Here is a 12,444-nt window from a genome sequence, read left to right as displayed (position 1 = left end):
TAAATATTCCTGAGCAAAGTTGACACTAAGCGTCCGCCACCGGGTTTGACAATCCGTTAAGATGTGGCCGGCAAATAGACACAATGGAGAGACATGTTTCCCGCAAGACCCGACCAGACCGAGGCGAAGACGACGGCGCAATCACGGATTTTGGCACAAATCGTGCTGGGCGTGAACGCGCTGTGCCTGATCCCTGCCGTCGGGGCGCAGGAACAGCAGCCCGTTTCCCCGCCCGCCGCCGAGCAGAAGCCGGCGACGGCGGCCACGCCCGACGACAGGACGGCCGCGCCGCTGCCGATGGATGCGCCCTCGCGCGCCGTCGACTACGACGTGCGCATCGAGGCGCCGCGCGACCTGCGCGAGCTCATCGAAGGCAACATCGACCTGATGCGCTGGCGCGGCAATCCGCGCGTCGACCTGGAGCAGTTGCAGCGCCTGGTCCGGGTCGCTCCCGAACAGATCAAGACCCTCGTCGCCACCGAGGGCTACTACTCGCCGCAGGTGTCCAGCACACTGGACACGTCCGGCGCCAAGCCGGTGGTGCGCATCACCGTCGAACCGGGCCAGCCGGTGGTCGTGAGCGACGTCGACATCGAATTGCGCGGCTTCGTCCCGGCCGACAAGGGCAGCGCGCCGGTCGATGCCGCCGCCCTGCGCCAGGGCTGGTCGCTGGGCAAGGGATCGCGCTTTCGCACGGCCGACTGGGAAGCCGCCAAGCGCAACATGCTGCGCCAGATCGCCCAGCGCCGCTTCCCGCGCGCCCAGCTGCTCGAATCCAGCGCCACCGTCGATCCGGACACGCGCAAGGCGCAGCTGAAGGTCGTCATCGACAGCGGCCCGGACGCGCGCTTCGGCGCCCTCCGGATCGAGGGCCTGAAGCGCTATCCGGAACGGGTGATCACCAACCTGAACCACATCCGCCCCGGCGACGAATACAGCGAGGCCGCGCTGCAGGGGCTGCAGGGCCAGTTGCAGGACACGGGCTATTTCGCCACGGTCGAGGTCAGCGCCGACATGTCCGGCGTCGTCGCGCAGCAGGTGGACGACCTGGCCCAGGGCGAGCAGCCGGCCACCACGGGGCCCACCGCGGCGCCCGCCACGCTGCCCGTGCTGGTGCGCGTGACGGAGAACAAGCGCAAGAACGTGTCGCTCGGCGTCGGCTTCTCGACCAACACGGGCGCGCGCGCCCAGGCCAACTACGGCGACCTGTTCGTGTTCGGCAAGCGCAACAAGAGCAGCGTGCTGTACGAGCAGAAGCACCAGGCGGCGCGCACCGACTTCTACTGGCCGACCACGTCGAACGGCTACAGCAACAGCGTGGGCGGCGGCTTCGACCGCGAGGACGTCGAGGGCCAGATCACCCGCACCACCAGCATCTCCGCCACGCGCAGCTGGGGCTCGCCGCTGCTGGAGCGCAGCCTGAAGCTGGAAGCGCTGACCGAGGAAATCACCCTCGAAGGCCAGACCACGCCCAGCACGCGCGTGAAAAGCCTGCCGCTGACCTTCTCGATCACCAAGCGCCACCTGGACAGCCTGGTGGCGCCGACCAAGGGCTACATCGCCAACGTCCAATTGGGCGCGGCCGTGCTGCCGATCCTTACCGACGAGAAGTTCGTGCGCCTGTACACGCGCGGCCTGGCCTACAAGCCGGTCGGCAGCGAAGGCACGCTGATCCTGCGCGGCGAATTCGGCGCCGTCGGTTCCGGCGACAAGGCCGGCGTGCCCTCCACGTTCCTGTTCCGCGCCGGCGGCGACGGCTCGGTGCGCGGCTACGGCTACCAGCAGCTCGGCGTGCCCGTCGCCAGCGCGATCACGGGTGGCCGCTACCTGTTCACGGCCAGCGCCGAATACGACTGGTGGTTCAAGCCGCCGTACGGCGCGGCGATCTTCTATGATGCCGGTAACGCCGCCGACAATTTCAGCGACCTGAAACCGAAAGCGGGCTACGGCGTCGGTGCGCGCTGGCGCAGCCCGGTCGGACCGATCAACGTCGACGTCGCCTACGGCCAGGCGGTGCACAAGGTCCGCCTGCACTTCTCCCTGGGATTCACCTTCTGATGGAAGTCGATAACAACACCTCCGAACAAGCGACGCCGCCGGCGCAACACAAGCCGCGCCGCTGGCCGCGCCGCGTCGCGATCGGCGCCGCCGTCACCGTCGTGGTGCTGGGCGGCGTGGTCTGGTACCTGGGCCGCGAGACGACGCTGCAGATGATCGCCCAGCGCGTCGCCAGCGCCAGCGGCGGCGCGCTGACGCTGTCCGGCGTCTCCGGCTCGCTGTACGGCCGCATGCACGTGGACCGCATCGTGTTCCGCACCGAGACCCAGCTGATCACGGCGGACACCGTCGACATCGACTGGAAGCCCTGGCAGTTCCTGTCCAGCGGCGTCGAGATCAACCAGCTGTATGCGGCCGCGCTGCGCCTGGAGACGCTCAAGGAAACGGACGAGAAGTCGACGATGCCCGCGCGCCTGGCGCCGCCCTTCAAGATCGCCGTCGAGGATGCGCGCCTGGCCAAGCTGGTCATGGTCAACAAGGGCGCCTCGACCGAGATCGACGACATCCGCGCGCGCCTGCACGGCGACAAGCAGCAGTGGAAGCTCGACTACGCAGGGGCCGCCACGCCCTGGGGCCAGGTCAAGGCCAACGGCACCATCGCCAACACCCTGCCCTACAAACTCGACTTCAATGCGAGCCTGAGCCAGACCCAGGCCCCGCCCCCGGCGGCCAAGCCGGGCGAGCCGGCGCCCTCGGTGGCACCAGTCACGCCGGCGAACCTCGGCGCCCAGCTCACCCTGCACGCCGGCGGCGATCTGCAGCGCACCGTGATCGATGCAAAAGGCCAGGCGGCGCGCGCCCAGGGCAGCGGCCAGCTCGTGCTGGCGCCGTTCGCCGACCTCCCGCTGCAGGCATTCAAGCTCGACGCGCACAATATCGACCCGGGCTTCTTCAGCCCCTCGCTGCCGACGGCGGACCTGAACCTGAACGTGGCCGTGCGCCTCGACCCGGACCGCAAGCTGGCCGGCACCGTCGACATCAAGAACGACGGCCCGACCGGCACGCTCGACCAGCAGCGCCTGCCGCTGCGCGCCATGCGCGGCCAGTTGAGCGGCAACCTGGATGCGCCCGTCATCTCCGACGTCCTGATCGACCTGGGCGCGGCGGGCCGCTTCACGGGCCAGGGCGGCGTGCAGCGCGGTGCCAACGAGCAGGGCCTGGGCACGGCCGAATTCGCGCTGCACACGGACCGCTTCGACCTGCACGAAATCCAGGCCAGCATGAAGCCGACGAAGATCGCCGGCGACCTGCGCATCGCCAACACGCAGGACACGCAGACGCTGAACATCAACCTGTCCGACGCCGGCATGCGCCTGGTGGCCGAGGCGGCGCTGAACAACAACGTGCTGACCGTGCGCGACGCGCGCCTGACGGCCGGCCGCAGCAGCGTGCGCGTGACGGGCAATGCCAACCTGCTCGACAAGAAGCCGTTCAAGGTCAATGCCGTCGCCAGCCGCTTCAATCCGGCCGACTTCGGCGACTTCCCGCAGGCCGACATCAATGCCGAGGTGAATGCGGCCGGCGCGCTGGCGCCGCAGTGGCTGGTGAACGCCGACTTCGCGGTGAAGCAGAGCCGCCTGTTCGACCAGGCGCTGTCCGGACGCGGCAAGCTGACGGCCGATGCGACCCACGTCGACGACGTCGATGCCAGCCTGGCGCTGGGCCAGAACACGATCGACCTCAAGGGCGCCTTCGGCCGCGCGGGCGAACGCCTGTCCTGGCGCGTCGACGGCCGCCAGCTGGCCGCGCTGCGCTCGGACCTGTACGGCGCCGTGCAGGCGAACGGCGTCGTCACCGGCACCATGCAGGCGCCGCGCACCACCTTCGAGGTCGATGCGCGCAGCCTGGGCTGGGTGGCGAAGGAGCGAAAGAACAACGAGGGCCGCCTGCATGCGAGCGGCGAAGCCTGGCTGGGCGGGAACGCGGACGCGCGCATCGTCGAGGTGCGCGCCAAGGGCGACATGCAGCGCCTGAACCCGGCCGCCTTCGGCTCGCCCCTGGCCGGCAGCATCAACGGCACCTTCGACGCCAGCGGCCGCACGGGCGCCAACATGGGCGGCTCCGTCAACCTGGCGCTGCAGCAGTCGACGCTGTCGAACTCCCCGCTGTGGGGTTACGCGAAGCTCACGGCCGACAAGCGCCACGTGTCCGACGCCGACGTCGACCTGCACCTGGGCGGCAACGTGGTCGCCGCCAAGGGCGCCTTCGGCAGCGGCCGCGACACCCTGAACTGGCGCATCGACGCGCCCCAACTGGGCGCCCTGGGCCCCGACTTCGGCGGGCTGCTGCGCGGCTCCGGCACCCTGTCCGGCACCATGGACACGCCATCGCTGACGGCATCGCTGGAAGGCCAGAAGCTGCGCATGGCCGGCCAGTCGGTGGGCAGCCTGCGCGCCACCGCCAACCTCGGTTCCGGCCGCGGCGCCGCCGACCCGCTGGCCGTCGACGTGCAGGTGGCCGACTACGCCAGCAGCGCCGCCAACGGTTCGGGCGAACAGACCCGCATCGCCAGCGCGCGCCTGCAGTCCACCGGCACGCGCGGCGCCCACACGATCAACGCGGCGGCGCGCAGCGACATGTTCGACGCCGCCGTCGCCGTGCACGGCGGCTGGAACAACAATGCCTGGACGGGCAGCCTCGATACGCTGACCAACCGCGGCCGCTATGCCTTGAGCCTGGCCGCGCCGGCGCCGCTGCGCATCGTGGCGCCCGCCGGCAGCGGCGTGGCGGGCCTGGCCAACCCCGCGCAGATCGCGTTCACCAATGCCACCATCCGCCTGCCGGCCGGCTCGATCACGGTCGAGTCGCTGCAGAAGGACGGCGCGCGCTGGACGAGCCGCGGCGGCGCCACCGGCGTGCCGGTCAACTACCTGACGCAAGCCTCGGACGCCGTGCGCCAGAACCTGCGCGGCGACATGACCATCGGCGCGCAATGGGCGCTCGACCTGCGCGCGCCGAGCAGCCCCGGCGCCGTGCCCGCGCTGGACGGCAACCTGCACGTGTTCCGCGAAGGGGGCGACCTGATCGCCGGCGACACGGCGCCGGTGAAGCTGGGCCTGCGCACGCTGGACCTGCGCGCCGACGTCGCCGGCGGCGCCCTGCGCGCCCAGCTGGCCGTGGACGGCTCGCGCGTCGGCAGCGCCAAGGTGGACGCCACCGCCCAGCTGATCCGCGGCATGGTCCACAACGACAGCCCGCTGAAGCTCACGGCCGAAGCCAACCTCGGCTCGCTCGCCTGGGTCTCGCCGCTGATCGGCCAGCCGGGCCTGGAAGTCGACGGCGCCCTGCGCGCCAGCGTGACGGGCACCGGCACCGTGGGCAACCCGACGCTCAACGGCGGCATCAACGGCGAAGGCCTGGCCGTGCGCTGGCCCGACCAGGGCCTGCGCCTGCGCAACGGCACCCTGCGCGCCACGCTGGCCGGCGACCAGCTGCAGTTGCAGCGCTTCTCGTTGGAAGGCAACAGCGGCCGCGCGAGCCTGGAGGGCAATGTGCGCTTCGCCGGCGCCCAGGCGACGATGGACCTGCGCCTGGTGGCCGACAAGCTGGAAGCGCTGTCGCGCCCGGACCGCACCGTCATCGTCAGCGGCCAGGCGTCCGTGGTGCGCGACGCGACCCGCTTCGCCGTCGAGGGCAAGTTCCGCGCCGACCGTGCGCTGGTCGAATTCGCGCCGCAGGACCGCCCCACGCTGTCGGACGACGTGATCGTGCTGGGCCGCGGCACGCAGAAGCCGACCGCTGCGAAGAAAGAGAAGGAAGTGCCGCTGACGATCGACCTCACGGCCGACCTGGGCGACGACTTCCACGTACGCGGCCTGGGCGCCGACGCCTACCTGGCCGGCGCCGTGCAGCTGCGCATGGTCGGCGACGGCCCGCCGCGCCTGAACGGCAGCGTGCGCACCGTCAGCGGCACCTATGCCGCCTACGGCCAGCGCCTGTCGATCGAACGCGGCGTGGTCACCTTCAGCGGTCCGTACGACAACCCGTCGATCGACGTGCTGGCGGTGCGCAAGCGCCCCGACGGCGAGCAGCTCAGCGAGACCAACGTCGAAGCGGGCGTGCAGGTGCGCGGCACGGCGCTGGCGCCGTCGGCCTCGCTGGTGTCGACGCCGAACGTGTCCGACAGCGACAAGCTGTCCTGGCTGGTGCTGGGCCACGGCATGGACTCGGCGACCGGCGGCGAAGCGGGCGTGCTGAGCGCCGCGGCGGGCGCCCTGCTGGGCGGCAAGGGCGGCACCGGCGGCATCACCAGCAAGCTGGCCAATTCGCTGGGCCTGGACGAACTGGGCGTGCGCCAGGGCGCGGGCCAGGCCAGCGGCCTGGAAAACACCGTGGTCACGGTCGGCAAGCGCATCTCCTCGCGCCTGTACCTGAGCTTCGAGCAAGGCGCCGCCACCGCATCGAGCGTGGTGCGCCTGCGCTACAAGATCAATCCGCGCATCACGCTGCAGCTGCAGACGGGGACCAATACGGCGCTGGATGCCTTGTATTCGTGGTCGTTTGACTGACCCAGGTTTGCGCGACCGACCCGTCGCCCCCGCGCAGGCGGGGGTCCAATTGCTGTTGGCGCAGCGACTGCGCCGACAACATTGGGTCCCTGCCTGCGCAGGGACGACGGTTCAGCGTTAGCGCGGAAAATAACGCTCGCTGTCCACATCCTCCAGCAAGGTCGCCCCTTCGGGCGTCCACCCCAGCACTTCCCGCGTCCAGCCGCTCGATGCCGGCGCATCGATCCCCGCGAACCGCGTGAACCAGCCGAAGTGCTGCTCCGCGTCCTCCGCGCGCAAGCTCGCCGACGGCACGTCCAGGCGGCGCGCGATGGCCTCGGCGATCGCGCGGAACGGCACGCCCTCCTCCGCCACCGCGTGGTAGCGCGCGCCCCTTGCCGCCCGCTCGATCGCCAGGCGGTAGACGCGGGCCGCATCGAGGCGGTGCACGGCCGGCCAGCGGTTGCCGCCGTCGCCGACGTAGGCCGCCACGCCCTTTTCACGCGCGATCCCGACCAGGATGGGCACGAAGCCGTGGTCGCCCTCGCCGTGCACGGACGGGGGCAGGCGCACGATGGACGCATGCACGCCGCGCGCGGCCAGCGCCTCGGCCGCGTGTTCGGAGGCGCGCGGGAAGGCGTCGATGACGGGATGCGGCGCATCCTGCTCGGTCGCCAGGCGCCCCGGCGCGATGAGGGCGATGCCGGACGTGACCAGCAGCGGCTTGGCCGTGCCGTCGAGGGCGGCGCCCAGCGCCTCGATGGCGCGCCGGTCCAGCGCGCAGCTTTCGGCGAAGCGGGAAAAGTCGTGGTTGAAGCCCGTGTGGATGACGCCGTCCGACGAACGCGCGCCCTGCCGCAGGCCGTCCACATCCTCGAGCGTGCCGCGCAGCGCCTGCGCGCCCATCCGTTCGAGCCGCGCGGCGCCCTCTTCCGAGCGCGCCAATCCCAATACTTCGTGGCCATTCCTCATCAGGTCCTCGACGACGGCCGAGCCGACGAAGCCGGTGGCGCCGGTAACGAAAATTCGCATGGTGTTCCTCCCTTGGTTGCCGATGTGCCTTACTATCGGCGCTGGCCCCATGGGGGTAAAGTAGTGACGTCATACTGGTATAGGAACTGACAGGATGGACCTGCCGATCGCACGCGCGATGAAGAAAGACAACCCGCTGGGCGGCTACCTGAAGGACCGCCGTGCCCGGATCGACCCGGTGGCGCTGGGCTATCCGGCCGCGCGGCGGCGCACGCCGGGACTGCGTCGCGAGGAAGTCGCGCAGCGCGCCCACATCAGCGCCACCTGGTACACCTGGCTGGAACAGGGCCGCGGCGGCGCGCCGTCCGCCGAGGTGCTGGAGCGGATCGCCCGCGCCCTCATGCTGACGGGGGCCGAGCGCGACCACCTGTTCCTGCTGGCGCTGGGCCGTCCGCCGGAACCGCTCTACCAGCCCGAGGCCGGCATGTCGCCACGCGTGCAGCGCGTGCTCGACGCGCTGCCGACGAGTCCCGCCTTCGTCAAGACGCTGACCTGGGACGTGGTCGCCTGGAACCGCGCCGCCGACGCCGTGTTCGGCTACAGCGGCGTCCCCGCCGGCGAGCGCAACATCCTGCGCCGCATCTTCGGCGCGCGCGGCCGCCTGAGCAACGGGATCGACTGGGAAAAAGTGGCGCGCTTCGTCGTGGCCGCATTCCGCGCCGATGCCGCGCGCACCAGCGCCAGCGCCGAAGCGCGCGCCGGCATCGACGCCCTCGTGCGCGAGCTGTCCGAACGCAGCCCGGAATTCGCCGCCTTCTGGCGCGACAACGACGTGCGCAACTTCGGCGAAGGCACGAAGCACCTGCACCACCCGGTGGCCGGCGTCATCGCGATGGAATACTCGTCGTTCACGGTCGACGGCCGGCCCGACCTGGGCATGGTCGTCTACAACCCGGCGACGCAGGACGACGTCGACAAGGTGCGCCGACTCACGGCTTGCTGACGGCCGGCACGCCGCGCAGGAAGGCCACGATGGCCGGCGCCAGCTTCGGATGCAGCGGCAGCGACGGGTCGCCATAGGAAGCCATCTGGCGCTGCGGATCGTCGGGCACCTCCTTGAGGACGTGGTTCATGCCGGGGATGATGGCCAGCACGGCGTCCGGCTTGGCCTTCGCCAGCGCCCGCGCCTCGTCGACGCCCACCTGGATGTCCGTCGTGCCCTGCACGACCAGCACGGGCACGTGCAAGGCGACGACCTGCTCGGCCGGCACGTACTTCATCCACGAGATCAGGTAGGGCTGCACGCTGGGCCGGTACAGGGCCGCCAGCGCCGGCGGCACGTCGGCGTCCGTCGCACCGCGCTCGAGCGCGGCCAGGATACGGTTGCTGGCCGCGAGCAGGTCGGGCGGCAGCTTGTCCGCCAGCTGGGTGCGCAGCGCGGCGCCCGCGTTGCGGGCCAGGCCGGCAATCGAGACGTAGGCGCCGGCGCCCGCGCGCTGCGCGGCCAGCATGCCGACCAGCGAACCTTCGCTGTGGCCCAGCACGATCACGGGGCCGAAGCGCGGATCCCCCTTCAGCCTGGCGACCCAGGCCGCGGCATCGTCGACATAGGTGTCGAAGCGCAGCGCCGACTCGGCGGGACCGGCAGCTCTGCTGGCCGCGATGCCGCGCTTGTCGTAGCGCACCGAGGCGAAGCCGGCGTCGGCCAGGGCCGCGGCCAGCAATTTGATGCTGTCGTTGCGCGTCTGCGGCACGGGGCCGTTGCCGTCGCGGTCCGTCGGTCCGGAGCCGGACACCAGCAGGACCACGGGCACCCTGGCGCCGGCAGGCAGGTTCAGGGTGCCCGCCAGCGTGCCCGTCGGCGTGGCGAGATCGATGGCCTGTTCGGCCGCCATGGCGGTGTGCGCCGCCAGTACCAGCATGCACAAGGGCAGCAGCAGCCGCGCCACGGACTTCCTCATCGTTTCTCCTCGCATCCCTGTCGATCGTCGATCGACGTATCGTAGTTTCTGCAGATGCAAGGGTCAATGCGCGGCGGGTATGGTTCCGCCGGATCAGTGCAGTCGACGGCGGGCGACGACGCTCGGATGCGGATCCGTCACCGGCGGTTCGTCGTTCATGGGCGTGCGGATCGGCGGCTGGTGCGGATCGGCCGGTTCGAACGGATCCTCGGCCGGCTCCTCGACGGGGGCCGGGTCGGGCGCGCGGTGCGCTTCGATAGCGGTGGCAAACATGGCGGACTCCTCAAGATGATGCCAAAACACTACCATGGCCGCCGTTTGCCCGCCGTCCCGCTGGCATCCGGCTGGATTACAATGACGGATTCGACAGAAAGGATCCGCCATGATGACAACGCCGATGGTTGCCGCCGTCCTCGTCCCGCTCGTGCTGTGGCGGATGGTCAGCCGCATCCGGCGCCTGACGAGCCGCCAGCGCTCGAAGACCTGGCGCCACCGCACCACGCTCGTGTTCTTCCCGCTGCTGGTGCTCGTGCTGGGCGCCGTCAGCCTCAAGGGCGGCCTGCTGGGCATCGCGGCCCTGGTGGCCGGCCTGCCCGTGGGCGCCGTGCTGGGCCGCATGGCCATCAAGCGTACCCGCTTCGAGCAGGTGGGCGACGACTACTATTTCACGCCGCATGCACCGATCGGCCTGGCGGTGGCCGCCCTGTTCATGGGCCGCATGGCCTGGCGCGCCTGGGAGTTCTACCAGGAGGGCGCCTTCCAGCATCCGGAAGCGTTCCAGCACCACGAATTCGTCAGCAATCCGCTGACCCTCGTCATCTTCGGCGTCCTCGCCGGTTACTACATGAGCTACGCGTTCGGCCTGCTTTCCTGGCGCCAGCGCAGCGCATCGCTTACTATCCCTGCATGAGCATCACGACCCTCGCCCTCATCATCCTCATCCCCGTCCTGGTCTGGCGCATCTATTCGCGCCTGAAGAGCCAGATGACGCGCCAGCGTTCGATCATGTCGCGCCACTACACCGGCCTGCTGGTGTTCGGCGCCCTTGTGCTGGTGCCGGCCGCCAGCCTGCTCGACCGTCCCTACGGCCTGGTCGCCCTGGCCGGCGGCGCCGTCATGGGTGTGCTGCTGGGCCGCTATGGCCTGCGCCGCACCCGCTTCGAAGACACCGACGAAGGCTATTACTTCACGCCCGACCGGCGCCTGGGCGTCCTGGTCGGCATGGTGCTGGTGGCGCGCATCATCTACCTCGGCATCGAGATCTACATGAACCAGGGCAGCAACCTGCCCAACCCGCGCATCACCGACAGCCCCGTCACGATGTACTGCCTGGGCCTCACCGGCGCCTATTTCGCCGCCTACTCCTTCGGCCTGATGCGCTGGCGCCAGCAGAAGCGGCGCGCCATCGGCACCATGTGACCGATCCGGCGGCGCCGGCTGGCCTATACTCCCCGGTACCAACGCCACCGGAGACGCCATGACCCTGAACCGCCGCCGCTTCCTCGGCGCCGTACCGACGTTTTCCCTCGGCCTGGCCGCCGGCAACGCCCACGCCCAATACGGCACGCCGTCTTCCGCACCCGCACCCGCGCCCGTCACCGACTACGACACGCTGGTCGTGCTGGCCGGCGACGCGCTGCCGCGCAATCCCGCCACCGAACCGGCGCGCCTGCAGGCGCTGATCGACAAGCATGCGAAACCCGTCGACAGCTACCTGTCCGGCGGCGCCGTCGCCGAACTCGAAGCGAAGTTCTCGGCCTTGCTCGGCAAGGAAGACACGGTGTTCATGCCGACCGGGACGCTGGCCAACCACATCGCCCTGCGCCTCCTGTGCGGCGAGGCGAAGCACGCGCTGGTACAGCAGGAAAGCCACGTCTACCGCGACGAATCGAACGCCGTCACGACGCTCAGCGGCATCAACCTCGTTCCCCTCGCCCCCGGCCGCGCGGCGCCCACGCTGGAAGAAATCGGCGCCGCGATCGAGCGCGCGGAAGTCGGCCCCTACCCGATCAAGGTCGGCGCCATCGCCCTGGAAAGCCCCGTGCGGCGCGCCCAGGGCGCCACGCTGCGCCCGGAACTGGTCGCCGCGATCGCGCGCCAGGCTAAGGAAAAACGCATCGGCCTGCACCTGGACGGCGCGCGCCTGCTGCTCATGTGCGGCATGGCCGGCTTCGACGTGAAGCCGTACTGCGCCCACTTCGACACCGTCTACGTCTCGCTGTACAAATACCTGGGCGCGCCGTTCGGCGGCGTGCTGTCCGGCCCCAAGCCCCTGATGGCGCGAGCACGCGAACTGCGCCACATCTTCGGCGGGACGCTGTACCACGCCTGGCAGGCCGCCCTGCCCGCCCTCGATGCGCTGGACGGCTTCGAACAACGCTACGCCGGCGTGCGCGCGGCCGGCGAGCGCCTGCTGGCGGCGCTGGAGCGCACGCCGGGCTTCACGGTACGACGCGTCGCCGACGGGAGCAACCTGGCCGTGCTGGAGATGTCTACGCAGCGCCAGGCCGGCCTGGAAGAACGCCTGCGCGCGGCCAACGTGCGGATCGGGAAGATCGACGGGGGCAAGGTGACGCTGGGCTTCAACGAATCGATCCTGCGCCGCGATACGGCCTACCTCGTCAAGGCGCTGGCGGGATGACCACTGCCACCGACAACGCGCAGCGCTTCCCGCGCGGCCGCTTCATCCTGTTCCACCTGGGCGCCGTGCTCCTGAGCGCCACCGCCGGCTTGTTCACGGGCATCGCGCCGCTGACCTTGATCGTGGCATTGGCGCCGCTGCTGGGCATGCGCAAGGCGGGCCGCGCCGACAGGCGTACGCTGGCGCTCAGCACGACGCTGGCGGTACTGCTGGTCGCGTGCGGGTATGGGCTGTTGCTGCTGACGTTCGTGACGGGACTCGGCAAGGGCCGGGTCTGAAGGCGCCGAAAAAAAAGCGGCCGGCCTCCCGAGAGAATGCCGGCCGC

The 12,444-nt window shown here is 70.5% G+C and carries 10 protein-coding genes; 7 read left to right on the top strand and 3 right to left on the bottom strand.

Translation table 11 applies throughout. The features are described from left to right. Positions 1-93 precede the first annotated feature (93 nt). Positions 94-2,058 carry an autotransporter assembly complex protein TamA gene (locus tag ACI1V7_RS18835; protein WP_404533298.1) on the top strand — a complete coding sequence of 655 codons (1,965 nt, stop codon included), beginning with the start codon at positions 94-96 and terminating at the stop codon, positions 2,056-2,058. After that, entirely contained in the window at positions 2,058-6,566 is a 4,509-nt protein-coding gene (locus ACI1V7_RS18830; RefSeq protein WP_404533297.1) for a translocation/assembly module TamB domain-containing protein, read from the top strand. The genes ACI1V7_RS18835 and ACI1V7_RS18830 overlap by 1 nt, the downstream gene beginning before the upstream one ends. A gap of 117 nt (positions 6,567-6,683) precedes the next feature. On the opposite strand, the gene ACI1V7_RS18825 is transcribed toward ACI1V7_RS18830, so the two are convergent. Then, positions 6,684-7,577 (bottom strand): SDR family oxidoreductase, encoded by an 894-nt coding sequence (locus ACI1V7_RS18825; RefSeq protein WP_404533296.1) that lies wholly within the window; start codon positions 7,575-7,577, stop codon positions 6,684-6,686. Positions 7,578-7,671: 94 nt separating this feature from the next. Between ACI1V7_RS18825 and ACI1V7_RS18820 the strand changes: the two genes are divergently transcribed. Further along, a complete protein-coding gene (locus tag ACI1V7_RS18820; protein WP_404533295.1) occupies positions 7,672-8,520 on the top strand; it encodes a helix-turn-helix transcriptional regulator in 849 nt (282 codons plus the stop codon). On the opposite strand, the gene ACI1V7_RS18815 is transcribed toward ACI1V7_RS18820, so the two are convergent. Both ACI1V7_RS18815 and ACI1V7_RS18810 read right to left on the bottom strand, forming a co-directional pair. Next, the gene (locus ACI1V7_RS18815) at positions 8,507-9,478 is read right to left on the bottom strand and encodes an alpha/beta hydrolase (protein ID WP_404533294.1); all 972 of its coding nucleotides are present in this window, start codon (positions 9,476-9,478) and stop codon (positions 8,507-8,509) included. The genes ACI1V7_RS18820 and ACI1V7_RS18815 overlap by 14 nt on opposite strands. 93 nt (positions 9,479-9,571) lie before the next feature. Further along, on the bottom strand, positions 9,572-9,751 hold the full coding sequence (locus tag ACI1V7_RS18810; RefSeq protein WP_404533293.1) for a hypothetical protein: 180 nt from the start codon (positions 9,749-9,751) through the stop codon (positions 9,572-9,574). 109 nt (positions 9,752-9,860) lie between these two features. Here ACI1V7_RS18810 and ACI1V7_RS18805 point away from each other — a divergent pair, with 109 nt between their 5' ends. Genes ACI1V7_RS18805 through ACI1V7_RS18790 form a run of 4 tightly spaced genes read left to right on the top strand, consistent with a single transcriptional unit; the run spans position 9,861 to position 12,397 of the window. Next, on the top strand, positions 9,861-10,388 hold the full coding sequence (locus ACI1V7_RS18805) for a CcdC protein domain-containing protein (protein ID WP_404533292.1): 528 nt from the start codon (positions 9,861-9,863) through the stop codon (positions 10,386-10,388). Then, positions 10,385-10,897 carry a CcdC protein domain-containing protein gene (locus tag ACI1V7_RS18800; protein ID WP_404533291.1) on the top strand — a complete coding sequence of 171 codons (513 nt, stop codon included), beginning with the start codon at positions 10,385-10,387 and terminating at the stop codon, positions 10,895-10,897. The genes ACI1V7_RS18805 and ACI1V7_RS18800 overlap by 4 nt, the downstream gene beginning before the upstream one ends. A gap of 58 nt (positions 10,898-10,955) precedes the next feature. Beyond that, positions 10,956-12,119 (top strand): threonine aldolase family protein, encoded by a 1,164-nt coding sequence (locus ACI1V7_RS18795; RefSeq protein WP_404533290.1) that lies wholly within the window; start codon positions 10,956-10,958, stop codon positions 12,117-12,119. Further along, positions 12,116-12,397 (top strand): hypothetical protein, encoded by a 282-nt coding sequence (locus ACI1V7_RS18790; protein WP_404533289.1) that lies wholly within the window; start codon positions 12,116-12,118, stop codon positions 12,395-12,397. Before ACI1V7_RS18795 ends, ACI1V7_RS18790 begins: the two co-directional genes overlap by 4 nt. The last annotated feature ends 47 nt before the right edge of the window (positions 12,398-12,444 follow it).

Source organism: Massilia paldalensis, assembly GCF_044901715.1.
GTDB lineage: Bacteria > Pseudomonadota > Gammaproteobacteria > Burkholderiales > Burkholderiaceae_D > Telluria > Telluria paldalensis.
This window is presented reverse-complemented; position numbering and strand designations above follow the sequence as displayed.